Genomic DNA, 26,911 nt, shown 5'->3' with positions numbered 1-26,911 from the left:
AATTCACGGTGGTCCAATCGTAGTACTACTTGGAGCATTCAATAAACCCCTTCTTGCTCTAATCGCAATGGCTATCGGTGTGGCTACCACTGCATTTGTAGCTATCACACTTAAGAAAGTACGTTTAGACCGAGCCAAGAAAAAGCAAACAAATCAGCTAGCGACTAACTAAGTTAACGGTAGCAAGCAAAAAATTTGCAAATTAAGCCCTTCTAATAAGAGGGTTTTTTGCTGTAATGGAGCTGATTTGTACTAGGTAGTTTATCGGTGTAACAGGTTTCGAGATACAACACTTTAATACTGTAGATTAACTTAACTAACGGTAATGCCTCGTTCTGCTAGAAGATCTTCACCATCCTTAAAACGGTAGTACAACCAGACGTGTGTCGATACTTTCAGGAAGAAGCTTATGCCTTTTAAATATACACATACGAAAATACTGCCATAGCATCGGTTAACTTGACAGTACCATCCCATTAATATTTTTTTAATCTATTTGTCAAAATATAGAGTTAGGCTAGCGCTCTTGACTGATATTTACTGAATAAATAATGAATAAAACACTGTTAATGATCGCCACAAGTACTACTCTTCTTGCAGCGATCCAAGCCTGCGCTACGAAATCACCTCACTTGGAACGATTTACAGATCCAGTTTCGGCTGAATAAAATCGATAAAAGCAGAAATCCTCTTGGCAACAGAAGAGGACTTATAGTAAACCGCATTAATTTGCTCCTTGCCTGAGTTTCTGATTTTTTCACCTTCTAACAATGCAATTAATCTTCCTTCCGCAATATCTTTTTTCACCATAAAGTCCGCTAGACAGGCAATTCCATTTCCCATCAACGCAAGCTGTCTCAACGTTTCACCGTTACTTGAGGTCAGCGTGGGTGTCAGTCCTGAAAAGCCTTTCAGAGGCCATTCATTAAGTGTTTTTGGTGTTGAAAATCCGATGGTATCGTGATGTTCCAAATCACTGCTCTTACTCGGAAAACCGCGCTTTGATAAATAATCTGGTGAAGCAACAATATAACGTAAACTTCGACCAAGAGGCCTAGCATATAAGGTTGAATCATTTAATGCACCAATACGAATAGCGATATCGGTTTTCTTTTCTAGTAAGTCAACAAAACCTTCATTAGAGGTCAGCTCCAACTCAATATCAGGATAGGCTTGTTTAAATGGCTGAACGAGGGGGACTAACTGGTGAAACACAAATGGACTAGCGGCATCAACACGCAGTCGTCCTCTAGGTAATTCCCCACGAGATATAACCTCTTCCTCCGCTTGCTGTAACTGCATCAGCCCTATTCGCACCGACTCAACAAATTGCCGCCCCTCATCCGTTAATTCAATACGTCTTGTGGTTCGATTTAATATCGTCACACCAAGCTGGCCTTCCACCCTACTCACCGCTCGTGATACTCGTGCCACCTGTATATCTAGACTCTCTGCTGCCGCAGTAAATCCGCCAGCATCAACGACAGTAAGTAGAATGTCTAAATCGTCCGATTTCGTACGCATGCTTGTCTACCATTTACTTAAGATGTTCTTTTTAATTATTGCATTTATAGCAAATATTATTTGTCAAATAACCTGTTTTTTGCAACTCAATTTTCACGCAAAATCTCTCCATCAAATCACGGTACAGCGACACATTGATAAGCACATTCGCTGCTATGTACTAGAACCTAAAAAAAGAGAGTAAATAATATGCCATTAGCACTTCTCGCATTGACGCTCAGCGCCTTTGCTATCGGAACAACGGAGTTTGTGATTGTGGGGTTGATCCCGACCATGGCTTCTGCCCTAAACGTCTCATTACCATCTGCGGGACTGCTAGTGAGTCTTTATGCGCTAGGGGTTGCGATCGGCGCACCTGTTTTAACCGCACTAACGAGTCAGTGGAACCGTAAGCACGTACTCATTACTATTATGTCGTTGTTTGTGATAGGAAACTTATTGGCATGGCAAGCTCCTGGTTACAACACCCTTATCGTTGCTCGTATTTTGACTGGTTTAGCTCATGGTGTCTTTTTCTCTATCGGCTCTACGATTGCGACAGGCCTGGTACCCAAAGAAAAAGCAGCAAGTGCGATTGCGATTATGTTCACAGGATTAACTGTGGCATTAGTAACTGGTGTTCCGCTCGGTACTTACATCGGCCAAAGCTTTGGTTGGCAATCAACTTTTCTGATTGTTGCGTTGTTGGGACTGATTGCGTTGGTTGGCAGTGCTTTCTTGGTGCCAACCAACCTGAAACAACCAGCCGAAGCTAAACTATCGTCGCAGTTAAAAGTGCTAACTCAACCAAGATTACTACTGGTTTATGCGATTACGGCTCTCGGCTACGGTGGTACTTTTACTGCTTTCACTTTCCTGGCACCGATCTTACAACAGGAAACAGGGTTTAACTCCAATGCAATCAGCCTAATTATGTTGGCATACGGTGTATCTGTGGCGATTGGTAATATTTGGGGTGGAAAAATGGCCGATAAAATGGGGCCAATTAAAGCGCTGACGATTATTTTTGCGGGACTAGCTACTATACTCGTTGTATTTAACTTTACTGCCGTTAACCCTATCGCTGCGGTAGCAACCATTTTAGTTTGGGGTGCCTTTGCATTTGGTAATGTTCCTGGCTTGCAAGTTTATGTCGTGAAACTGGCTCAAAAATTCACTCCCGATGCAGTAGAGGTTGCCTCTGGTCTAAACATTGCGGCGTTTAACGTAGGCATTGCGCTTGGCTCTTGGGGGGGCGGTATGATTGTGTCAAAAATGGGCTTAATGCATACCCCTTGGATTGGTGCCGTGGTAGTAATCATTGCACTCTTCCTTACTCGAATAAGTGGACGCCTAGATAAACGTACAGCAGTTTATTTGCCGGAAGCAAACCTACTTGTGAAGTAAATATCCCGACAATAGTTACAAGTAGGCCAATGCTCTGCATTGGCCTATCCATTCTTACTTAAAATCAATTTACCACACAATGAAAACGGTTTTTATCACTGGAGTAAATCGAGGCTTAGCCAACTATTTGTATTCATACGTTGGATGTGAATAATGAATCCCATATTCTCGCTTTGACAAAAAATTTGCAAGCATCGCCATTGATGTACTCATTCATAATACGGAGTGACGGAGATGAATGTGGAAGACTAGGCACCATTACTTAATAAAATTCTTACTGGCGAAGATAAAACCATCATAGGTATGACATCGATACTTACCAGTATCGATGTCAATCGTTCAGGAAATCGTAACGGCTATCGAGCATCAAAAGCGACTATCAACCAAATAAGTAAATCTCTAACCTGTGAATTATCCGAAGCGGGAATGAAAGGCAAAGTAACAGTACAAGAGAGTGTTAAAAGCATGATTAAGGTTATCGACAATTTAAAACCATGGTGATGAGTCAAGGTTTCTTATTAAACTGCACCTTTTGTTTGTAGTGGTAGAGATAGATTTGCAAGTCCTTTCGTCGTCATGACTTCTCCTTGTACCGAAACTGCGACTGCCTCTATCCCTTCAATCAAGTTTAAGTAGTTAATTGATTGCGACATTGAAGGAAGAAAACCAGCGGTACTCAAAATATCCCCATCAACAGAATTTTTAGAAATAACGGTTAAGCTAGCAATATCAGTTGAAATAGGCATACCAGACTTCCCATCTATCAAGTGATGATAATAGCGACCATTCAACTCAAAAAAACGTTCATTAATGCCAGATGTTACCATTGACATACCTCTCAGTGGCACTACTCTTATCACATCACCTCGTGTAGACAATGGATTCTGAATACCAACGTTCCAGGCATTATTAGCGTTGTGTGGTGAGTATCCAATAGTTAACACATTTCCTCCCAAACTAATAAAACCATCGTTCACTCCTGCACTGACCAAATATTTTTTTATTTGGTCAGCAAAATAACCTTTCGCAACAGCACCTAAATCTATTTCCATTCCTTTTTGACTAAGAAACACTGAGTTATCTTGAACATCCAAAATGATCTGATTTGGGTCAACCAGTGTTAGTTTTTCGTTGATAACCTCTTGTGATGGTACAGCAGCTTCTTGAAAACCTATGCGCCACGTTTTAACCAAAGGCCCTATGGCAATATTGAATGGAGTGCTGGTATCTTTGCTATAATATTTACCTAATTTTATGAGCTCGAATAGATCTGAAGCAACAACTATAGGTGCAACACCTGCATTTTGGTTAACCCTCATCAACTCAGATCCTTCTTGATTTGCAGTAAATCTAGTAGCGTAATCCATTAATTGAATATATGCGTTCTTTATCAACTGCTCACCATTGGGGTGGTAAACTACCAGATCAATAAAAGTTCCCATCATTGCAAATCTTGCACTATAGCGATTCATAGTAATATCATCATTAAATGTTGGAAAAAGGGAGGGGCAACTCCCTTGTACATTAGCAACTTTATTTAGTTACCGTCATACAATGCTAGCAGCACTTTCACCAGCAATACGTCCGTACGTAAAGATATCAATCAGTGCATTACCACCTAAGCGGTTACCTGCATGAATTCCACCTGCAACTTCACCTGCTGCATATAAACCACGAATGACATTACCATCTTTACCAATTACCCGTGCTTGAGTATCAATCTTTAAGCCTCCCATTGTGTGGTGGACCGACGGTTTACGTGGAGTAGCATAAAACGGAGCCTGTGCTACTTTGAGACCAAAAGCACTTTTGTTAAACTCAGGATCACTACCTTGCTCTACGTACTGATTGTATTGAGTTATAGTGTTCAACAGAACCTTAGCTGGCACACTAATTTTTTCAGCTAATTCTTCAATTGTGTCAGCTTTAATAATGATTCCTTCTTTAATTTCTCGCTCAATAGTTTCATCGGAAGTGTTTGCAGCGGTTTGACGAATATTCTCATCTGCAATCATATAAATTAACCCCCCATTATCAAAGAAAGCTTCAGATAACACATCTCGACTACTACACTCATCCACAAAACGTTTGCCATGTTGATTAACAAACACAAAATTTTCTGGAGGAACAATCAGGCCCGTCAAGAGAGCACCAGATCTTGGGTCACCAACTGGCATCAACTGAGTAAAGCCCATACCTACTAATTCTGCGCCGACTTTTTCGCTAATCTCAATACCGTCACCAACTAGTGCTGGTGAATTAGTTGTCTTAATATCATCAGCAATGTCCTTCCAGTATGTATTATACTTTTTGATCATTTTAGTATTTGCACCAAAGCCCCCAGAAGCCATTATCACTCCATTGTTCACATGTAAAACAAGTTCTGTACCATCTGCTTGTAATGCTTTAATACCGACAACCTTTCCATTTTTAACAATAAGATTAGTAGCACGAGTATCTGTGATAATTCGACCGCTATGCTCCTGAATACGTTTTGACAGTTTATCAACAAATTCAACACCTTTCTGACGCTTTGGTTTATGTGCTCGACGCCATAATGCACCAATTGGTATTTCAACAACACTACGATCAAAATCGATACCTTTATCTGCTAACCAATTAATTGACTCCATTGATCGGGAAGTTAATGTCTCGACAAGATCATATTGGCCATAAATCTCTTCACCATTGAAGTCGGCGCGTTTTCCGCCCAAATATGTTTGAATACGATGCAGTTCAACTGAATCAAATAGATAATGTTTGCCTATATCTAAATCAGAAAAATAGCCATCTAACTGAGATTTCAACGTCCTAAAGTCAGCTAAATATCCATCAACAAACTCTGATTCAGGTGTCATTGCAAGCTGCATTAACGTCTCTTTTTCTCCAGCAAGAGGGGCGAAGCCGCCCTGCCACTCTGGTTCTGCTGCATTGACCCACCCACCAGTACGTACGGTATTACCACCAATCGCGGGAAATTTTTCAAGTAAAACTACCGATTTCCCTTTCTCTAAAGCGGTTAACGTTGCGCTTAAACCTGCACCTCCCCCGCCAACAACAACTATATCAACGGTTTCTTCAATCGTCTTTGTCGACCATTCAACTGCGGCTCTTGCTTTACAACGCAAAGCTTCAGAGTTACCACCAGCGAGATCAACTGTTTTAGAAACACCATCAAGTACTGCTTGACTACTTACTGTCGCACCAGAAATCACATCAATATTTAAAGTTTGACCATCCAAAATCTGATGAGGAATCCGCTCAAATGCAGGGTTTGCAATACCATCAGATTCTTTCGATGAATCAACAAATATATCTAGGATTTTATCTTCTGAAAAGGTAACCGTTACAGGCAAGTCGTCGTTATGACCACGGCCATACGCGGTATATTTACCTGGAGTAAATTTGATCGTTACATTTTGCAACTCTTTTATTCTTTGGTGTTTAATCGCCTCAGCCGCGCTATCGACAATCATATAGTCCATGATTTCCCATAACGGTATCGGGATTTTTAATGCTTCCTGCTGAGCTATATCTGCAAACTCGGCACACGACTCATTATTAAGTGCTTTATATGCCCAAGTGGGCTCAACCAAGAAACCTTTACCAACCGCTACGATGTCATAACCTTGTTCAATGGCTTTATCAGCATCACAGCGTTGAGCGATGCCACCTACACCAATAACAGGTACTTTTGCTAAGGTATCAGACTGTAAAGAGCGGTACTTATCGATTAACGGCTCGGGATTTTCTGGAGTAACAATCGAATTACGTAACCAGCTACCCATAGAAAAATGCAAGTAATCTAAGCCATGAGTCGCTAGTTTATCCAACAAGTACATAGTGTCTTCAAAACGGATTCCAGGTTGTTCAATCTCCTCTGGAGAGAATCGGTAACCAATAATAAAATTGGATTTGTGGTGCTCATGAATAACTTCTTTTATCTTTGTAAGTACTGCTAATGGGAAAGCAATACGCTTCTCAATAGTTCCTCCCCATTGGTCGTTTCTACGGTTTGAATGTGGAGAGAAAAACTGCTGGATTAAGTAAGTGTTTGCCCCATGAATTTCGACACCATCAAAACCAGCAAGAATCGCTCGATTGACTGCATCTCCAAATTTTTCAATCATCGTTTCAATTTGTTCTTGAGTCATCTGCAATGGAGTTTCTGCGTTATCTCTTAAAGCTGCAACTGGACTGGCAGAGATAGATTGGTGCCCTCCGTTGAACTCGGGATTTGCCATACGTCCTGCATGGTAGATTTGCAAAATAGCCTGGGAACCTTTTTTCTTTATAGCTTTAGCAAGCTTCCGTAAACCATTTATTTTACTATCAGTATCGATTCCAAGTGCACCGGGAAATGCTCGGCCGTAATTTTCAACAAATGCACTTTCGACAATTACAGCTCCTGCATCGCCTGATCGCGCCGCATAGTAATTAATCATTTCTTCTGTTACGCCACCATCGAAAAACGCAGATTGAATTGTCATGGGAGCCATTACAACTCGATTATGAAACTTTCCGCCTGATTGAAATAAGATTTCATCATTTAACTTAACCATAAATTGTTCCTTTAATAGATTAATTCTCATATCAAAGATGCCAACCATCAAACATTTTTGGATCATTTGGCCTTTTTGATATGAAAACTTCAGGACTAAATAACCGCAACAATATTATGGAAATTAATGTATGAGTAAAATGACTTGTTTACATTTAATCCATTACATTTGTGCATTATTAACGCCTCTAATTTTATGCACAAAAATCATTTAGTAATTTATTTACATTCATTTTACTCATTACCATTCAGATAATATGGTTAATAAGAAAAGCAAAGATACAAAAAAATACCATTGAAATTCATATTTATTTGTTTAGAAACAAAACTTTAAAATAAATATTGGCAACATAAAGTTGGTACACGAGCGTTTATTCAAGCAAATTATTCTCCTTATGAAAGAGACAAATCGTTTCTTTCTGAGGCAGCCTGAATCAACAATATCTCTCTGGAATACTTTACTGGGAGGAATTAAAACGGGAAACAGCGCTCATGTACCAATCGATTGTGAACGAAGGTCTAACGCAATCTTACCGCACAATCGACATAGAAACCCTGCTCAGAATCACCCCTATATCTACCGGAAAAATTACATTACCCGATTATCCGTATGACATGATAGCTAACTGAAGGGCTTGATAAGGTTGGTTGGATTCTAAAATGTTTTTGGACATTTCCGAGTTGCTTTCTTCTTAATTTAGCAAAACATGAATTATTTGAAGTATGGCAAACTCACTTAACTCAGTGTCCAAAACTAGTGGCACGATTCATTTCAGCAAAAACTAACAAGATTAGACAACCTTAAGTAAGCTAGAGATGTTTGTCATGGATAAGATTTTTGGCCGAACCTTTCTCTTGACGCTTCCGCATTGTTAACACAATCTTCTTTTCCAACATATAGCTGGCTATCCAGGCAGTCACTGGCGCCACAATAATTAGAGCCAAACTACCAATGAGAGTGCGACATACCTCGGAAGCCACCAACTTCATGTTAAGTATTTGCATCAAACTGTTTCCTCTGGTAGCGAATAACATTAAAAGGGTTAAGAAACCACCAGCATAAGCAAGCAACAGGGTGGTAGTCATTGTACCAATAACCGCATTACCCACTCTAAGTCCAGACTTAAGCAAACTATTACGGCTGATATCTGGACTATTCAGCTTAATCTCTTCCATGGTGGCTGCCATTTCCATCGCGACATCCATTGCAGCACCACTAGCACCAACCAAAATTGCAGCATAAAGGATGCCCACCATATCCAACTTCATCGAGTTTTCGAACAAAAGAGGCTGGGCCAACGGCTGGGTCATACCATCCAGGTGAAGCAATTTACCAACTATCACGCAGAGTAGTGTCGTCACAAACAGACCTACGGTTGTTCCCATCAGGGCAGCTTGCCCTTTAGTAGTCCAGCCCGCAACCGACAGAATGATCATGCTACTTAGAACAAATACCGTCACGCTGGTAATCAGAATTGGAGAGATACCAGCCAGCAACCCAGGGATCATAATACCGAAGATAATGCCGACAGAGCCGACAAAAGAGAGTAGTGAATAAAATCCCACTTTTCTAGCGTATGCTAATAAACCAATTGCGAAAAGCACTAGCAAGCCTATCAAGACTGGTAACCTGAACAGCGCTACTGCATGAAAGCGACCGTTCTGCTCTGCAACTACAATTCTGTCGCCTTTATAGTAGAACTCATCATACTCTAGGGCACCGGTAAGCAGGTTGAACATCTCCTTCGGTTCACCATTGACCTCAACTGTTAACTTTTGATCACCCAATTTCCCAGTACCGATAATAGTCACCCTTTCATTGTTTACCGAAGTCACATCGCCAATATAGTGGGTAACCGACTCGTTATCTGAAGGAATAAACGCAAAGTCGTAGAGTAGGACAGCAAGTAGAGTAGCGAATAGGAGATTGATGGCTCGCATAAAAAATCTTCCGATTAGTGTCACTAAAAAATAAAGAAAAGCAGAGGTGCCATACCTCTACCTCTATGGATAATCACTGGCGTTAATTACTCACCAATTGTTACGTTCATTAACTTTGCTAGTTTCTTCGCTACGTCAGTATTGTCACTGAAACCGCCAAAGTCGTTAGAATCTACACCAGTTGCAGAAACCGGTAGTTGAACTGCTGTATGAGCGTAAGAAGTCCAGTAAACACCTGCGCGTTTAGAAGTTACGTGAGCAACTGCCATTGCAACAGGGTCGTAACCACCCCATGCTTTAGCATCGTCTTTTTTACCTGCATCAACAAAATCCATCGCTTCTTCGATGCTTACTTTCTCTTCAGCAGTAAGTTCATTAAGAGCAAACTTATCTGTAATGTGCTTGTAGAAAGCAGCACGGTCACTATTCAACTGCTTATTATAAACATGCTGTAGTCCGTCTTCGATAGACTCTTTGAAATTAGAAACTTGGTCAAGATTCATAAAGTACTGCTTTCCAAGACCAAGACCCATACCACCGGTTTCGTGGTCACCGACTACCACGATTAGTGTCTCTTGCTTGTGTTTACTGTAGAAATCCGCAGCAACTTTAACTGCATCGTCAAATGCAATAGTGTCATAGATATTTCCTGCAATATCGTTAGCATGACCAGCATGATCGATACGGCCACCTTCAACCATGATAAAGAAACCATCTTTATCTTTAGAAAGAAGTTCTATCCCCTTCGCAGTCATATCAGCTAACGAAGGCACGTTGATATTCCCATTGATACGATCCACTTCGTAAGGCATATGAGACTTGGTAAATGCTGCAAATACCTTGTCGCCAGACTTAGGGTTGTAGTCCATGAAAGAGGCAGTAGAGTCTTCACCTACAAAGGTCTTATAGCCCTGACCCTCAAATTCTTTAACTAAATTTCGGCCATCTTTACGCTTAGATTCTTCACCATTGATAAAGTTACGGAAACCACCACCTGCGAAGAAGTCCACATCAGAATCGATAAAATCAGCTGCAATCTCATTTTCATTGTTGCGATTCTCATTTTTTGACGCAAATACTGCAGGAGTCGCGTGAGTCAAACGAGTAGTTGAAACTAGACCCGTTGCCCATCCATTTTTCTCTGCCCCTTCAAGCAAAGTGGTTAATTTTTTACCATCCGGAGTTTGAGAAATGACACCATTGTCTGTCTTTACACCTGTTGCCAGAGCAGTGCCTGCTGCTGCAGAATCTGTTATCAGAGAGTTTGAAGATTGAGTTGTGATAATACCTGTAGTTGGCAGTGAGTTGATTACCAAGTGGTAGTTGGAATCATTTTTCTTCTCTTGCATATAGTATTCAGCGATCTGACGCTGAGCAGAGCTCATCCCGTCGCCAATCATGTAAAAAACGTACTTAGGAGCTTCTGCTGCCTGTCCGGTTGAGCTCAACGCGATAAAAGATGCAACCAACAGCGTATTCAATTTAAACATAGTATTCCCTGATATTAGTTTGATTAGTCAAATAACACGAAATTTATACCCTTAAATTGTTAAGAAAATATTTAACTATATTAACCCGTCTATCAATAAAAAATTATAAATAAATTAACCATAATAAATCCAATTGTAATTTTAATATTAAATAACCTTAATAATTAAAATAATAATATTTACTAACAGAAACTTACAGTCATTTTTTATTTGTTTACAACTCACGATTAAACAAGGAAACTTGCTATAATTTAATTTCTAACAAAATTTTTTACTTAAATTAATTAACAAATCATTCTATTTTATAATTATGAAAAATAACTTTTCAAAAATACACACAGAAGTATCATTAGCAATTAATTATCATTAAGTTAACCCTAGATTCCTAATTTAATTTGTTAGGTATTTTTTCCGAGATCCATCTTCACCAAATTGAGTATCCCGGACCCAATGCATCGATTCTACCCGCCAATGGGAACGTGTTGAATTTAACAATATGACCAGCTCCAGCTAAACTAGACATAAATCTAAGTCCAGCTAGAAACGAGTTACTAGTTTGATAAGTACCAATTTTATCTCAAATGCCAATGTAGTGTTCTGTACACTCACTCTTCTTATTTTTAGTTATATATTCATGAGCCTTATCGACAAAAAATTAATTGTATATGGTCCACATTATCTTTCTAGTGCTTTTAAAATTTTAACAATAAACCCCACTTTCATTTCATACCGTTATGATCCTAATTTATTTTGTAAAGAGATGTTCACCTGTAGCTACTACCCATACCAATCTGTCGTGATCAGCTTAGTACGGACAGCGTAAAGTTTTGAATATTTATCAGCGAACTATTTTTACACTACTTTGTGTTTGAATAGATTTGGGAGTAATTCCTTTTGGCACACAAGGAATAGTAAAAGGTTCATTTATATTTCCTGCGGCAGTAAGAGGAATGTTATTTCCATCTAAATCTTTTTTATACCTAGCCACTCGACGTACAGCAATTTTATTACCTGCAACAGGAATACCTAAGTGCATATTCCAACCTTTAAAAATAGCTGATAGCTTACAAAGCAATGAATAACTAGTTGATTCATGTACTAGTGATTGTAAATAGTTACGCACTTGATATTCGACACCCTCTTCTGAGTTCATACCTAATGATGAGATAACTCTAGTAAGATAAGTCTCCGGTGATAGCGGTAACTCTTCAATTTCAACTTCTGTGAGTTTCTTTTTTATTAGGTAATGTGCAAAAGCGTAAATTGGTTCTGAAGCTTGGCTTTCAAGTCTGTATCGTTTAACTATATCCCCAATAAAACTAACGGAAAGTGCGAGTTCGTTGTTTTTTTCGACAAAATCTAAAATTTCCGGTGGCGGGAAAGATGTTCCTTGAGTTCCACGAAATGCAAATGGATTTTTCGTCAATTCAAATGCTTTTGCGAGCATCGCAATACGAGAGATGTACAAACCCGCAACCATTGCAACGCTTTGAACTAGGAAAGAAGCGGTCTATCTCTACGATAGTGCGTCCAGCCCATTCCGCTTTGTATTTCAATTGGCGAACGAACTCGCCCCAAGAAGCGTCAGCGATATACATTGCTAGTTTTGGACTGCGGAGCATATTCTTCACTGCTAACGACTCAACACAAACGACTTGGTTTTCGTTAATGAGTTTGCGAGACTACTTTTGGAGGTTGTCTAATCGACTATCAGTAATTTTTGCATGTAGACGGGCTACTTTCTGGCGTGCCTTGTCGCGGTTCTTGCTGCCTTTTGGTTTCTTGGCTAGTTTGCGCTGTAGGTATGCCAGTTTCTTTTCGTAGCGTTTAGTGTGGCGAGGATTATCGACTTTCTCACCGTTATCTGTGATGAATAGGTTATTTAAACCCAAATCAATACCAACCGTTTTAGCGGTTACAAGCATTACTTTAGAGGGACTAACCGCTTTTCCAGAACTGAATGAAATAGACTAGCCCCGTTCATAGTATGCGTCAGCGCGATACTTGAGCGCGTTATTCCAAACGAAACGACTACAGCCAAACGACTTTGCTAGTAGTTCGGCTTGATGCTCTGTTGGGTAGAATATTTCTTTAAATGCTCGTTTCATAGCGCAGAGTTTACGGAAATTGTATCATTCTGTAAAGTTATCGCTAGCGCGATAATGGCTTATATCACCGCCCGCACTGGCCGATGCTTTACGCCAAGAACGGTAAATCTCACAGGTTTGATATGAAAACTAACGCAAGTTAGATCTTTTATATTGGCGACCGCAGAGCTATCAACATATCGACAACACAGCAACTGCGAACATGTAGGAATGTCCATGCTAATATTATGGAAATTGGTCTATGAGTACAATAACTTGTTTAAATTTAGAGCATTACAAATTTGCATAAACAACCTTGCCACCAATATATGCATTTTGTGCATTTTATTTTTTAAAAATATTCATTTTACTCATTTAAATTGATTCCATATATTGCTCGGTAAAGACGAGACCGGGCGGTCCGCCAAAGAAAGCAGAAAGTGATGAGGTACTAAAATGACAGTTCCAACAACCGCAATGTTAGATGCGTGGAAAGGTTTCAAAGGTGGAAATTGGCAAAATGAGGTGAATACTCGCAAGTTTATTCAAACAAACTATACACCTTATGAAGGCGATGAATCGTTTCTAGCGGAGGCGACTCAATCAACGACTTCGCTTTGGGATAGCGTATTGGACGGTATTAAAGAAGAGAGTCGCACACACGCACCGATCGATTTCGATACGGATCGACCTTCAACTATCATTTCTCACGATGCGGGTTACATCAATAAAGAACTGGAAACCATCGTTGGTCTGCAAACAGATAAACCCTTAAAGCGTTCAATTATTGCTAACGGCGGTATTCGCATGGTGAAAAACTCATGCGAGGTATATGGCAGAGAACTTGATCCACTCGTTGAGAAGACCTTCACTGAATACCGTAAAACTCATAACACCGCTTGTTTTGATCTTTACACTAAAGAGATCATCGCTTGTCGTAAGTCAGGCATTATCACTGGTCTTCCAGATGCTTACGGCCGTGGTCGTATCATTGGTGACTACCGTCGTCTTGCGCTATACGGTATTGAATTCCTGATTGCTGATAAAAAACAGCAGTTTAATTCTACTCAGCGTTTCCTAGAGCAGGGTGATGACTTAGATAAAACACTCAAACTGCGTGAAGAGCTTGCTGATCAAATCAAAGCACTAAAAGATATCCATACAATGGGTCTTAAATACGGTATTGATATGTCAGCGCCAGCAAAAACAGCGCAAGAGGCAATTCAATTTACCTACTTTGGTTACCTTGCTGCGGTTAAATCGCAAAACGGTGCTGCAATGTCGCTTGGCCGTACATCAACTTTCCTTGATATTTATATCGAACGTGACCTAGCTAACGGCACGTTAACTGAGTCAACAGCACAAGAGTTAGTTGACCATTTCATTATGAAGCTGCGTATGGTTCGTTTCCTACGTACACCAGAATACGATTCACTATTCTCTGGCGACCCAATCTGGGCAACAGAAGCGATGGCTGGTATGGGTGTTGATGGTCGTACACTTGTCACTAAAACAACCTTCCGTTACCTACATACTCTGTACAACATGGGTCCAGCACCAGAGCCAAACATGACGGTTCTTTGGTCTGAAAACCTACCAGACGCGTTCAAACGTTACGCGGCGAAAGTATCAATTGATACCTCATCGCTTCAGTATGAAAACGATGATTTGATGCGCTCTGACTTCAACAACGATGACTACGCGATCGCTTGTTGTGTAAGCCCACAAGTTGTTGGTAAGCACATGCAGTTCTTCGGCGCTCGTGCGAATCTAGCAAAAGCGCTGCTTTACACCATCAATGGTGGTATCGATGAGAAGTCTAAACTTCAAGTTGGACCTGAACGCGCCAAAATCGCTGATGAGGTATTGAACTTTGATCGACTGATGCCACAATTCGATGAGATGTTGGATTGGTTAGCAACTCAATATGTAACTGCATTGAACGTGATCCACTACTCTCACGACCGTTACAGCTATGAAGCGTCACTAATGGCACTAATGGACAAAGATGTACACCGCACAATGGCGTGTGGTATCGCTGGCCTGTCTGTGGTTGCTGACTCACTGGCTGCTATCAAGTTTGCAAAAGTAACGCCAGTTCGTGATGAAGATGGCATTGCAATCGACTTTAATATTGAAGGTGATTACCCTCAATTTGGTAACAACGATACTCGTGTAGATGATATTGCTTGTGACCTAGTTGAGCGTTTCATGAAAAAAATTCAGAAAAAATACACTTACCGTGAAGCAACGCCAACTCAATCGATTCTGACGATCACTTCGAATGTGGTTTACGGTAAGAAAACAGGTAACACACCAGATGGTCGTAAAACAGGCATGCCATTTGGCCCTGGTGCGAACCCAATGCACGGTCGTGATCAAAATGGTGCGGTAGCATCGCTAAGCTCAGTATCTAAACTCCCGTTCTCTTACGCGAAAGATGGTATCTCTTACACTTTCTCAATTGTGCCATCTGCACTGGGTAAAGATGACAACAGTCAGAAGCAGAACCTAGCGTCCTTGATGGATGGTTACTTCCACCATGAAAGTGTAGAGAGTGGTATTGCGGTTGAAGGTGGTCAGCACCTAAACGTAAACGTGCTGAACCGTGAAATGTTGCTAGACGCTGTTGAACATCCAGAGAAATACCCACAGCTAACGATCCGTGTGAGTGGTTATGCAGTGCGTTTTAACTCTCTGACTAAAGAGCAGCAACAAGATGTGATCACTCGTACTTTTACTGAAAAAATGTAGTTTGATTCACTTACTCTAAGTGACATGTCCTGAGATAAGTCGAAACGGTTTTAGTTAAAACGCTCGTGTTCTTCGTCGGGCGTTTTGGATTTTAAAGCCGTTCGTAGCCATTTAAGTATAAACCTAAAAAGATCACTCAATATTAATAACAAACGACCAATGATAAAATTTTTATAGAAATTTCGATTAAACTTGAACCTTTAGAGGTAATCCTCCACTCAGAACCCTACTTCATCTAAGCCCATATCCTCAACTCGCTTAGCAATCAACTTACCACACTCTTCTTTTACTATACTTCTCAACCATTCCTGTACAGGTGAATGATCACATCGAGGGTGCCAAATCATGGAATAATCAAACGGTGTAAAATGAAATGGTAATGGTTTTACTATCAGATCATAACGCTCAGAAACTAAGTATGCCAAATCAGCAGGCACCGTAATAATTAGTGGCATGATATCAACGATAGCTAGAGCTGCTTCTAGATGATAGGCTCTTAAAACCATGTGTCGTTTTGGTTTATCTGCTAGTGCCTGATCAATTAGTGACTTTACTCCATCGCTAATTGCAATCATAGCATGAGGACAATTCAAATAATCATCCAGACAAATTTGTTCATTCGCCAACGGATGTTGTTTTGATAATAGACACGAAACGCCAACTCGTCCCAATGTCTCATAGTGTAACGGTTCAATAGAGCCAATAGGCCGGCAAATAGCTAGGTCTGCTTTACCGTATGTAAGTTGTTCTCTTAAATGTTCATTTTGCAAAGGCAAGAACTCAAAAGAAACATTAGGCGCTTCCTCATAAATACGCGGCAAAGCGAATGGTAAAATGGTTTGCATTGCATAATCAGTGGTTGCAATCGTAAATACTTGATCACAAGACCTGAGGTCGAAATTGATCGGAGATAAGAGTTGTCGTAGAGACTCTAGAGGTGCACCTAACTCCCTGTTTACTGATAAAGCTTTTTCCGTAGGAATAATATACTGTCCTTGACGAGTGAATAAAGGATCAGAAAGTAAACTACGTAATCGTCCTAATATCCGACTCATCGCTGACTGACTTAAATTCAAACGATTAGCTGCTCGGCTCACGCTGCGCTCTTCAACAAGAATTCGCAACGCCACTAATAAATTTAAATCTCGACGATAAATCTCTTCTATTTCCATATACACATATACCCAGTTAACTTGAAGATGCGCGGTTGAGCACCTGAAAATTATCATTTATTCGAGGCACCAGTGAGCCTGCAATTTTAGGTAAAGTTTCCTCGAAAAATTGCTCTACTGCAGCTCTAAAATCAGCTTTGTTTTTAAAGTAAACATTATTCCTCGTGAGCTCATTCATCACTTTCCATAGCCGCTCAATCGGGTTTAGATTGGGGCTGTATGGTGGAAGGTAATGTAACTCTATGTTCAGTACATAAGCGGCATCTTTTACCATCTGACTGCGATGATAGCCTGCACCGTCCAATATGAGGTAAACCTTGTGTTCTAAGGGGTAGCTTTCGCGTATCTTGCAGAAAAATCGCACGATATTTTCACTATCAATGGTGTCATATTCGCTTACAACGGTGCCTTCAATATCTGCTAAATTTAAGGCGCCAACGATGTTCAAGCGACTTCGGCTTCCCGTTGTTTCAATGACTTTATCTTGTCCTTTACGTGTCCAGTCATGAATGACCTTGGTGGCTTGCGTTGGGTGGACAGCATCCATGAAGATAATAGCTTCTTCCTTCCCCAAACTAGCTTTAGGCCTCTTATAAAACTCAATGAAGTCAGCTTGTTGCTTTTCATCAAACTTATATGGAACACCTTTAGGCTGCTTGTAACTAAAACCATGCTGATGTAACCACTTGTTCATGCCTGACACACTGTATTCAATCCCAAATGACGCCCATACATAAGCGACAATTTGATGGGTGTGATGATAGGTATTCTGTGTCAAGTGTCCAACTAACGCCCGAGTTTGGCTGGTAGAGAGATGACTTTGTGAACCACCATTTTGAGGTTTTAACTTATTTAACTGAATGTAGTCGTTGAGATGCTGCCGCACAGTTGATTCATGAATGAGCCGCGCATCGGCAATTTCACGAGCACTCCAACCATTACTTGCACGAACGACTGCTTTTATGCGGTCACGAACCCGTCCATCACGAGTAGTATCGTGTAAGACTTTTAGCTCCTGATTTTGTTGGTTGGTCAGAGTAATTTTCATGGTTAATAGCATGATCTTCTCATTGCAAAAAATCAAGCTCCTTCAATGATCACGGGTATAAATATTATTTAGTAACCATTCGTTATATTACAGTGTAACCAATAAACAGCGAAAAACACCTTTTTAATCAGAAGTATTTAACGTTATAGAAGTCCAAATAAAAATTCTGTTGCATCTCCTCGCATCACTTCTCCCATGCATATTATTAAAAGCAAACGAAGAACTTAGCAATCTCGAATTTTATAACTCAGTAAAGAATAGGTAATCCTTACTTTAAAAACGTAACGTTACCAAAAAAGGATCAAAAAAAATAAATTAGAGTATAATTTATTGTAATTAAGACAATTTAGTTACGTAAATCACATTTTATCTACATGGAGGTATGAGACAATAAAATCGTAACGTTACTTTTTTATTTTTGTAAACAAGTATGTGTGATTAAACTATTATAAAAAGAGAAGCATATGAAACTAAATTTACTATTGATTAGTACAACTTTAGCAATAATCTCGGTCGGATGTACAACATCACCTACAGAAAATTCGTATAAAAATGAACACCAGACTTTCCTCAGCAACAAAGAATCTTCACTACAAACGATAGAGTTGTATGAAAAAATTCTTGGTTTAGAAAAAAAAACCGAAAATAAACTATTGAGCGGACTATTTGGTGGTTATAGCGATATTGATAAAACAGATTATGGCCGTTATAACGGAGAGGGTGAATTTGTAGAGAATAAAAATGGCGACAAAGTAGATGACAATGAAATGGTGCGAATTGAAAAAGCTACGGGAAAGCGCCCAATAATTTATGCTTGCGACTTTGGTTTAGGCTGGAATGCTTACCAAAAAGCAAGCGATGCAATTTACAGCGGCTGTGCTAACGATCTAATAAAAAAAGCAAAAATCGGACATGTAATACAGATAAGCAATCACTTAATTAGCCCAATAAATACTTTTTCAGATAATTTCAAGACTGCCGTAAGTAACGAAGAATATGCTCGAATTTTTCAGACCGGCAGTGTAGAACGTGAACGTTGGTTAGACATACTCAATGAAGTTGCTAATGGTTTAAACAAATTAAAACAAGCTGGTGTTCCTGTCATTTTTCGCCCTTTACACGAAATGAATGGTGATTGGTTTTGGTGGGGTGCCGATGATGCTAATGGTGGGACCGATATTCGTCAGGCACTATACATAAGGTTATATCAAGATATGCATCATTATCTTAGTAACGTAAAAGGTCTTAACAATCTAATTTGGGTATATTCACCCGACCGGAGTCGTCCAGGCTTAACGAAGTACTATCCAGGAGATGATTATGTGGATATTGTTGGCTTAGACGCTTATTTTAATGGGCAAGATGACATTAATGATCTCAAAGAAGATTATAAAACTATGGTTCAAGCTTTCAACAAACCATATGCTTTGACTGAAACTGGTCCGCGTTCTAATTGGAACCCGAATGGTCGCTGGTTACCTAAAACACCTTTTGACTATGAACATTTGATAGAGGAAATTAAGAAAGATATGCCCAAAACTGCATTTTTCATAACTTGGAATACCGGTTTTGGTCCAGCATGGAACTTAAAAGCAAAAGAAGCTTTCAGTCATCCATGGGTCGCAACTCTCGGTGAATTTTAAGTACAGTAGGATTAAACAGTACACTACCAAACAATTATGGAATGATTACCCTGTTCTCAGAAGACATTTTTGGAAAGATCCGACATTCTGGTCTGATGGTTATTTTGTATGTTCGATTGACAACGCCAGTGCTGATACGGTTCGTCAGTACATTCAAGAGCAGGAGTAGGCGATTCATCCCAGCGACAGCAAGGTTGATCACTGGGATGAGTCACCAGTATCCTATAAATTTTTACCTAAGTGTATGGTGCGAGCAGCCAGCTGGATTATGTGTTTTTCACCAAAATGTGGTAATGCATTTGGTGAAAATATATTAAGCACCATTAAATAACGCTTACACCTATGAAGTGGGCACATTATCTGCGCCACTTCAAAGATCATCCGCTATACTTTGAAAAAGTCGAGTTCTTCTTTTTGAGTTTCAGCCAACTTAGCAAGCTCTGAAGATGCTTGAAGTGTTTCATCAATGCCTGAGACGTTTTTATGCACAAGATCAAAAGCCAATGTAGTATTCTTCGAAATATCTTCCGTGACGCTGAATTGTTCTTGAGCTGCTGTTGCAACCATTGAATTAATATCTGAGATAGATTCAACCGATGCTGATATATCCTCAAAAGAGGCTTTCACATTGTCCGCTAACTCTACTGACTGCTCTATAAGTTCAACATTTTGAGTCATGTTATTTTGTGCCCGCTCTGATTGTTTTTGTAACTTTTCTATGATGTCTTGGATACTAACAGTGGACTCCTGTGTCTTCGAAGCGAGACTTCTCACCTCATCCGCGACCACAGCGAAACCACGACCATACTCACCAGCTCTGGCCGCTTCTATTGCAGCATTTAAGGCAAGTAAGTTCGTTTGTTCTGAAATAGAGTTGATAACATCTGTTACCGACCCTATTTCAATAGCAAACTGACGGAGCTCATCAACGATATGGGCACTCTCATTGATAGAAGAATCAATTGAACCTGTCAAGGCAATATTTTTCTCTAGCGTTAGCTGACCAGAATCAACATTGTCTTTCGCTTTTTTTGCTTCTTCTTCTGCAACTATTGCTTGCTGGCTAACCTCTTGTGACGTTGAAGATAGCTCATTAATCGCCGTAGAAATCTGTTCTACTTGAGACAATTCATCTTGAGCATTTGATTTTGTGTCGTTCATAATCATATTGAGCTCTTCTGAAGCCGACGCTACATTTTCTGCAATACCATGGGTATTTTTAATTAACTCTGAGAGTTGATTAGACAGTTTGATAAGAGACCGATAAATCCCCGTTTCATTACCAATCAGCTTAGTTCGCTGAGTAAAGTCACCGTTAGCCATATTTTCCATTAAACTAGCAATATCATTCGGCGTACCACCAACCGGTTTGAGTACCAGTTTATTAATAGTTATCATCAATACAACTAATGCAACCAAAAGACTTATAACACCTACAATTGCTGAAGTAACAAGTTGCTTGTTTACACCTTCCTCAATTTCTGCATCTTTAATAAAACTAACAAATTCCCATCCCGTAATATCTAACTTTGTCCAAAATGCAGTAAATGCAGTGTCGTCACCATTAATGTCTGCTGTGTAGTGTAATTCTGGACTATTTGCACTAAAGCTTTTATAGAGGGGACGTTCCTGATAAACATTCTTACCGCGCATGTTTTCATAAGGCGCAGTTAAAATAGTACCATTCTCAGCGTATAATATAATATCTTTCCGCTTTGAAACTGACTCAAGTAACGAGTCCAAATATACTGAGGTTATCACTGCAACGTCACTATCAATTTTATAGGCCATAACAACAATCTCTTTATTTGTCACGGCAGAGACAAATGGCACAGAGAAGAAGAATACCCTACCTTCACTAAAAATAGCGTTATAGTAATCACGACCCAATTTTTTAACATTGAAGTCCAACTTATCGCCTTGACGATTGTAAATACCACCTTCAACATCAATGATGTAAGCGTCTTCAGTAAACTGTGCCTGTGTTTGATAAAGCATCTCTAACTGAATAATCGCCCTCTGAGACAGTCCATCATTTGTGATATCCGTTTTATTGACTTTGAGGCCAGAGAGAACATTTCTATATCCCTCAACTTTTTTTTCTAAACTCGCTTCGATAGTCGCATTCCTCTCTTGCAAAACCAGTTTGTTCAAGTGGACACTTTCTTCTTTGAAGGACAAAAAACCTATCAGTATTAGAGTAACTACGATACATGCGATAATAGCTCCAATAGTTCCTAAAATTCTTACCTTAAATTCGTTCATATATTCCGCCAAAAAAAAACAAAATTGTAGTGATGTTGCTTCAACCTCACTTGTTAACTCAACAACTAACAACAAATGAGGTCTTCGATAATACTAAACTAATTAGTTTATCGGTCATTTAATCAATTTCTTTAAATCTTTAGTAATAAAGTGAGCGTTCCATAAACCCACGGGCGCATTATTAATGAGAGAAATTCCAGGGAAGAAGTGTCAACGACCCCCCTTCAATTCCGTGCATGAGGTTTTCCCTCACACGGTTTTCACATAAGTGTTCACCTGCTAACCTTCACAGTTTTCATCTTTGTCGGTTGTAGATACACAAAACCTACTTTATATAACTTTTCCCATGCATCTTGCGCAAGATACAGACTTCGACGCTGACCACTTCATCTTGACCAGAGATAAAAGCGTGCCACCAAAAGAGTCTCGAAGAAGTGTTCAAGAGGATGGATAGACCTGACCAGTTAATTTTCAAGGTTGGTATCAGATAAAAACTTTAAAAAGATAACACGATTTTCTTGATAATTATTTTTTGGGAGGATGATAGAATCAAATAAACCAATGGAATAATATATTAATTATGAGCATTAAAAACGAACTATATCTAGTTCGTTTTTAATGTTAAATTGACGTTAACTGCAAAATTTTTAGTAATTTGACTTAAGTATGCTAGTTGCATTACGCATAGCTTCTTTCGTTGAACACTCCACAACTTTGGCATTGGCAAATCTTTCTGAATCTTTTACTCGAATATCATGTGCTAGGATAACTAACTTTGCATTACTCACATCAAGTGCTGAAATTCGATTCTGAATACCGTTCTGACCTTGTGTTTCGACCTTAATTTTTAGTCCTGCCGCCTCACCAGCTTTTTCAAGAGCTTTTGCTGCCATGAAAGTATGTGCAACACCAGATGGACAACACGTCACGGCAACCACGTCATATTCCCCACTCTCAGCAACAGGTGTAGAGATCGGAGCAGGTTGAAATGGTTCATCTTCTTCAGTCTCCTCAACAACTGGTTTCCAAAAACCAACTATAACAGCAGTAGTTAATGAACCCAGCGCTATACCAACAACATACATCGGAATATTACTTGATACAGGCGCTGTAATTAATCCTCCCCATGGAGCATGTAATAATACGTCAGTGAGAAAACCAAAGGTACATCCCACAATACCTCCGATCACAATCGAAGGTAACACACGAATAGGATCATTTGCAGCAAATGGGATCGCGCCTTCAGATATACCAATTGACCCCATAATCGCCGCTGCTTTACCTGCTTCTTTCTCTTGTTGGGAGAATTTGCTCTTGAAAAGAAAAGTCGCTAGAGCCATACCCAGTGGTGGCGTACAAATTGCTATCCCTACACCACCCATCAACCAAGGCTGTGTGTCAACTTGAGTTTGCGCAAACAAAGTGGCTACTTTATTAATCGGCCCTCCCATATCAAATGCTGTCATACCACCTAGGATTGTTCCAAGGACTACTTTCGAAGCTCCAGCCATAGACGCTAAAAACTCATTCATAGATGCCATGAAAAACTTAATCGGCTCTCCGATGCCCCACAAAACAAACCCAGCAGAAACTAAAGTACCTACTAACGGATAGATAAAGTAAGCTCCAAGCGCAGTCATATTTTCTGAAAGAGGAATTTTCTTAAGCTGGAAAACAACACCACCGGCAATGAAACCAGCTACAATACAACCTAAAAATCCACCGCCCATATCGGCCATAATACCAGAAGCTATCATTGCCGGAGCTAAAGCTGGCTTGTCAGCAATTGAATATCCTATAAATCCACCAAGTATAATTGGGAATAGAACTAATCCTTTTATTCCAATGTTTGATATATCGGCTAGTATACCATCTGCTGGTACTGCTCCTTTACCAGACGCCATAACGGCTAAAGCAAGTAAAACACCACCAGCAACAATAAACGGTAACATATGTGAAGTACCAAATAATAAGTGCCCTTTCAGGGTACTTAATGTTTTTTTAAAGCCACTACTATTAATTTCTTTATACGCCTGTTTAGTCATAATGATACACCTTAAGAATTGATTAAAATATTTAGAATATCTTGTTCATTTTTTGCTTTATGGATTTCTTCAATAAATTCATCACCGAATTTTCCGAATAATTCTTGAAGAACATAGATATGGTGGTCAGCATTGTTATCTGGAGATGCGATCATAAAAAATACAGTTGGATTAATACCATCTTCATCATCATATTCAATACCTTCTTGTTTCACACCAATAGCGATAGCTGGCTCAACTACTGCTTTACTCTTAGCATGTGGGTATGCAATACCGAAACTTGAGGTGACACTTACAGACTCACGTTTTTCAACGTCATTTATAAAATCATTCACGCTATTTATACGATTATCTTGAAATAGCATATTTGCTAATTCTGTAAAAACGTCTTTTTTATTTTCTGCTTGTAAATTTTTTGTAATTAATCTTGTATTTATTAAATCGATAATCATATTTAAACTCTTTCTGTATTGAAGTATTAAATAAAGTTATCTCATGTTAATAAAATCAGAAATAGGAAAAAAACAACATTCACTTCATTATTGTACCATCTATAATTAAATGTGAAGAATGTCAACAAAACGACTCTCATGTATCACAACCAAACTAAAAACGAGGTAAAATAGGTAATAAATACACCAAACCTCTTTCTTATTAGTCTATATTTTTTATAATTTACAAATTTAAAAACTGGGAAGACATAACAATTTTTACTGTATAATTGAACCAAAAACTGGATTAATGTAACTTTTTAATGACTAATTAATTGCGATAAAATAGCTTATTCTGGCTAATTTATCTTGAATATTGGTTATGCACGCTAGGAATGCATAGAATGTTTTTTCGAGACCTTATTTCATCAGTACTTATTGAACGTACCTCATCGAGTAATATATTTTTCGCTAGTGACATTCATACGCCACCAGCATTCAGCTATCAAGTCAACTTTCCTAGGTTGGAACTGGTTATCAATGGAGAATATATTAATGAAATGGAGAATCATGATAGAAAAATAAGTAAAGTAGTAGCGTGTAAAGGAGATGCAATATTTATACCTCCCAATTGTTGGAACAAACCCGATTGGAATTGCGATCGCGATTGCTCAGTATTAAGTATGCTTTTTGGGAGGAGTCAACTTGGACTGAGCTTTGTCAGTAGACGGAAAGGAGAAAATAACTTTCATGATATTCGAAAACATAGTATTCAGATCCGATCTGGATTTGTAATAAACAATATTTTAGACGCTTTAAGCTCATTGGCTAAAGAAAAAAATAAACAGCCAATGGATGATTTATTACTACAGGCTGTACTTCAACAGAGTAAAGCCATATTAAATACGCCTATTGAAGAACCAACCCATGATCGAGTAAAAGATCTTTATCACGGTATTTGTATTTATATTCAAGAAAATTTTCATAGTCCACTTCATCGTGACTGTATCGCAAGAAAATTCTGTATTTCATCAAATCACCTATCTCGTTTATTTCGACAACAAGGTCACATGACGCTTGCGGAATATATAACTAGAGTTCGAGTTGACCGAGCTAAATTTATCTTGAAAAAATACAATTTTAAATTGAGTGAAGTGTCTACGCGTTGTGGTTTCAAAGATGTGAACTATTTTTGCCGAGTCTTTAAAAACAACACAGGCCGAACACCAACAGAATATCGTCACGTCAATTAATGTAGTATATGAAATATAGTATATAGCTAAAGTCCTATTTAAGTAACCTAGATGATAAGTACATAAGCAAAGCTTGTAAGTCAGCACTGTTTCGTGTTTTACGAAGACGTTCCGTGATTTGCCCATTGAGCAAGTTTCGAGTTAAGTTCGTTGCCGAGACAATCTGATTTTTTGAAGGTTCAGCGGGAAGTATCAACGTAATCACTAGCTGTACGTGACCAAATTTAGAAGACCAGTCGATCGGAAAATCAGTAGTAAGAACAGCAATGGATAGACTATCAATATTATTGAATATTACATGTGGCAATGCTATCCCTTGTGATACACAGGTAGACGAACGTTCCTCACGTTTCATAAGTGCAAATAACAAATTTTCAGATTGTCCAGAATACACAAGTTGTGCAAGACCTTTCAGGCACTCTTCTTTGTTTAGTTCAGTTTGAGCCTTTACATAATACCACTTAATTTTACAGGGCGGAGAAATCTGTGGAACACGTCGTATAAGCTGATTTGAAAATCTATCATTAATGTGAGAACCAATTAAAACATAGTGTTCTGCAATTATGTCTTTAAAAACAAAACAGGCAAGCTCAGCATCAATACCAACCGCAGTTATCTGGCATAAATCTCCTTTCATCAATCCAACTTGAAGCACTGCTACAGGAATAGATAAATCCGCATTACGATTTCTCGTAATGTTGACGATTCGAATTGTACTTTTGAACTTTTTTTCCAATTGCCTTAATGGCGATATTATATAAGAATTACCTGTTATATCGTCAACAAAAAATGTGATTTGATACTCATTCATTTTCTAGACTAGTTTCGACAGTGAATTCGAAAAACTTTGTGCACGTCTATTAATACATCTTCTATCGGAATTTTTATTGGATTACATTCTTTGAAACGATTAAATAACTCAATATCGATGTCTGATACAATTAGTACTTTATCGGCTTGACTAATATCACGAGGTGATAGTTTATTCTCAATCCCCATTGCTCCTTGAGTTTCTACTTTAATTTTCACACCGAGTTTTAGCGCTTCTTTTTCAAGAGCATCGGCTGCCATATAAGTATGTGCAACCCCTGTAGGACACGCCGTGACCGCTACGATTCTCATCATTATCACCGTTAATTTTTTGTACATAGTTTATCATGATATACGGAAAACCTTTGCCCTTGGCACATATCTCGTAAGGTACATATCACATACTTATTCAATTGCTACAAAAATCTAGTGAATGCACCTTGGGTCCTATATTAAGACCTTATTGGAATCGTTAATCTACAATTTATACGTAATATTAGA

Annotated in this window: 21 protein-coding genes and 1 pseudogene; 6 read left to right on the top strand and 16 right to left on the bottom strand. The window is 39.0% G+C overall.

Annotated features, from left to right (window positions below):
• Positions 1-642 precede the first annotated feature (642 nt).
• Positions 643-1,524: a LysR substrate-binding domain-containing protein gene (locus tag R3X26_RS12205; protein ID WP_317717597.1), complete on the bottom strand. Its 882-nt coding sequence runs from the start codon at positions 1,522-1,524 to the stop codon at positions 643-645.
• A gap of 189 nt (positions 1,525-1,713) precedes the next feature.
• Here R3X26_RS12205 and R3X26_RS12200 point away from each other — a divergent pair, with 189 nt between their 5' ends.
• Together R3X26_RS12200 and R3X26_RS12195 are read left to right on the top strand one after the other, a co-directional pair.
• Positions 1,714-2,910 (top strand): MFS transporter, encoded by a 1,197-nt coding sequence (locus R3X26_RS12200; RefSeq protein WP_317717596.1) that lies wholly within the window; start codon positions 1,714-1,716, stop codon positions 2,908-2,910.
• 303 nt (positions 2,911-3,213) lie between these two features.
• Positions 3,214-3,411, top strand: coding sequence for a hypothetical protein (locus R3X26_RS12195; RefSeq protein WP_317717595.1), 198 nt, complete (start codon positions 3,214-3,216; stop codon positions 3,409-3,411).
• A gap of 17 nt (positions 3,412-3,428) precedes the next feature.
• Here R3X26_RS12195 and R3X26_RS12190 read toward each other — a convergent pair whose 3' ends face one another.
• The 8 genes and pseudogenes from R3X26_RS12190 to R3X26_RS19075 form a co-directional block, all read right to left on the bottom strand.
• Positions 3,429-4,388, bottom strand: coding sequence for an FAD:protein FMN transferase (locus R3X26_RS12190; RefSeq protein WP_317717602.1), 960 nt, complete (start codon positions 4,386-4,388; stop codon positions 3,429-3,431).
• Positions 4,389-4,457: 69 nt separating this feature from the next.
• A complete protein-coding gene (locus R3X26_RS12185; RefSeq protein ID WP_317717594.1) occupies positions 4,458-7,472 on the bottom strand; it encodes a flavocytochrome c in 3,015 nt (1,004 codons plus the stop codon).
• Positions 7,473-8,281: 809 nt separating this feature from the next.
• Positions 8,282-9,412 (bottom strand): YibE/F family protein, encoded by a 1,131-nt coding sequence (locus tag R3X26_RS12180; protein WP_317717593.1) that lies wholly within the window; start codon positions 9,410-9,412, stop codon positions 8,282-8,284.
• A gap of 86 nt (positions 9,413-9,498) precedes the next feature.
• Positions 9,499-10,902, bottom strand: coding sequence for an alkaline phosphatase (locus R3X26_RS12175; RefSeq protein ID WP_317717592.1), 1,404 nt, complete (start codon positions 10,900-10,902; stop codon positions 9,499-9,501).
• Between the two features lie 838 nt (positions 10,903-11,740).
• A pseudogene (locus tag R3X26_RS12170) lies at positions 11,741-12,361 on the bottom strand (chromosome partitioning protein ParB); the annotation flags it as partial.
• Positions 12,330-12,572 carry a zinc ribbon domain-containing protein gene (locus tag R3X26_RS19080; RefSeq protein ID WP_411572418.1) on the bottom strand — a complete coding sequence of 81 codons (243 nt, stop codon included), beginning with the start codon at positions 12,570-12,572 and terminating at the stop codon, positions 12,330-12,332. The pseudogene R3X26_RS12170 and the gene R3X26_RS19080, both read right to left, overlap by 32 nt.
• 12 nt (positions 12,573-12,584) lie before the next feature.
• Positions 12,585-12,827 (bottom strand): transposase, encoded by a 243-nt coding sequence (locus tag R3X26_RS12165; protein ID WP_317717591.1) that lies wholly within the window; start codon positions 12,825-12,827, stop codon positions 12,585-12,587.
• 45 nt (positions 12,828-12,872) lie between these two features.
• Positions 12,873-13,010, bottom strand: coding sequence for a helix-turn-helix domain-containing protein (locus tag R3X26_RS19075; protein ID WP_411572417.1), 138 nt, complete (start codon positions 13,008-13,010; stop codon positions 12,873-12,875).
• 435 nt (positions 13,011-13,445) lie between these two features.
• On the opposite strand from R3X26_RS19075, the gene pflB reads away from it, so the two are divergent.
• Positions 13,446-15,743, top strand: coding sequence for a formate C-acetyltransferase (gene pflB, locus R3X26_RS12160; RefSeq protein WP_317717590.1), 2,298 nt, complete (start codon positions 13,446-13,448; stop codon positions 15,741-15,743).
• A 218-nt stretch (positions 15,744-15,961) separates the two neighbouring features.
• Here pflB and R3X26_RS12155 read toward each other — a convergent pair whose 3' ends face one another.
• On the bottom strand, positions 15,962-16,915 hold the full coding sequence (locus R3X26_RS12155; protein WP_317717589.1) for a LysR family transcriptional regulator: 954 nt from the start codon (positions 16,913-16,915) through the stop codon (positions 15,962-15,964).
• 16 nt (positions 16,916-16,931) lie between these two features.
• A complete protein-coding gene (locus tag R3X26_RS12150; protein ID WP_317717600.1) occupies positions 16,932-17,963 on the bottom strand; it encodes an IS630 family transposase in 1,032 nt (343 codons plus the stop codon).
• Between the two features lie 464 nt (positions 17,964-18,427).
• On the opposite strand from R3X26_RS12150, the gene R3X26_RS12145 reads away from it, so the two are divergent.
• Both R3X26_RS12145 and R3X26_RS12140 read left to right on the top strand, forming a co-directional pair.
• Positions 18,428-19,606, top strand: coding sequence for a glycosyl hydrolase (locus R3X26_RS12145; protein WP_317717588.1), 1,179 nt, complete (start codon positions 18,428-18,430; stop codon positions 19,604-19,606).
• Positions 19,596-19,775, top strand: a complete 180-nt coding sequence (locus tag R3X26_RS12140; RefSeq protein ID WP_317717587.1) for a transposase — start codon at positions 19,596-19,598, stop codon at positions 19,773-19,775. Before R3X26_RS12145 ends, R3X26_RS12140 begins: the two co-directional genes overlap by 11 nt.
• A 215-nt stretch (positions 19,776-19,990) precedes the next feature.
• Here the strand turns inward: R3X26_RS12140 and R3X26_RS12135 are convergent, their stop codons facing one another.
• The 3 genes from R3X26_RS12135 to R3X26_RS12125 form a co-directional block, all read right to left on the bottom strand.
• Positions 19,991-21,871: a methyl-accepting chemotaxis protein gene (locus tag R3X26_RS12135; RefSeq protein ID WP_317717586.1), complete on the bottom strand. Its 1,881-nt coding sequence runs from the start codon at positions 21,869-21,871 to the stop codon at positions 19,991-19,993.
• A gap of 647 nt (positions 21,872-22,518) precedes the next feature.
• Positions 22,519-23,916, bottom strand: a complete 1,398-nt coding sequence (locus tag R3X26_RS12130) for a fructose-specific PTS transporter subunit EIIC (protein ID WP_317717585.1) — start codon at positions 23,914-23,916, stop codon at positions 22,519-22,521.
• Positions 23,917-23,927: 11 nt separating this feature from the next.
• Complete coding sequence (locus R3X26_RS12125) at positions 23,928-24,368, bottom strand: PTS sugar transporter subunit IIA (protein WP_317717584.1); 441 nt, start codon at positions 24,366-24,368, stop codon at positions 23,928-23,930.
• 383 nt (positions 24,369-24,751) lie between these two features.
• Between R3X26_RS12125 and R3X26_RS12120 the strand changes: the two genes are divergently transcribed.
• Positions 24,752-25,600, top strand: coding sequence for an AraC family transcriptional regulator (locus tag R3X26_RS12120; RefSeq protein WP_317717583.1), 849 nt, complete (start codon positions 24,752-24,754; stop codon positions 25,598-25,600).
• 34 nt (positions 25,601-25,634) lie between these two features.
• Here the strand turns inward: R3X26_RS12120 and R3X26_RS12115 are convergent, their stop codons facing one another.
• Positions 25,635-26,411 (bottom strand): PTS sugar transporter subunit IIA, encoded by a 777-nt coding sequence (locus R3X26_RS12115; protein ID WP_317717582.1) that lies wholly within the window; start codon positions 26,409-26,411, stop codon positions 25,635-25,637.
• 8 nt (positions 26,412-26,419) lie between these two features.
• Entirely contained in the window at positions 26,420-26,722 is a 303-nt protein-coding gene (locus R3X26_RS12110; RefSeq protein WP_317717599.1) for a PTS fructose transporter subunit IIB, read from the bottom strand.
• Positions 26,723-26,911 lie beyond the last annotated feature (189 nt).

Origin of the sequence: Vibrio sp. TH_r3 (assembly GCF_033101115.1) — a bacterium.
Taxonomy (GTDB): Bacteria; Pseudomonadota; Gammaproteobacteria; order Enterobacterales; family Vibrionaceae; genus Vibrio.
Note: the sequence above shows the minus strand (reverse complement) of the source record. Positions and strands in the feature narration are given on the sequence as shown.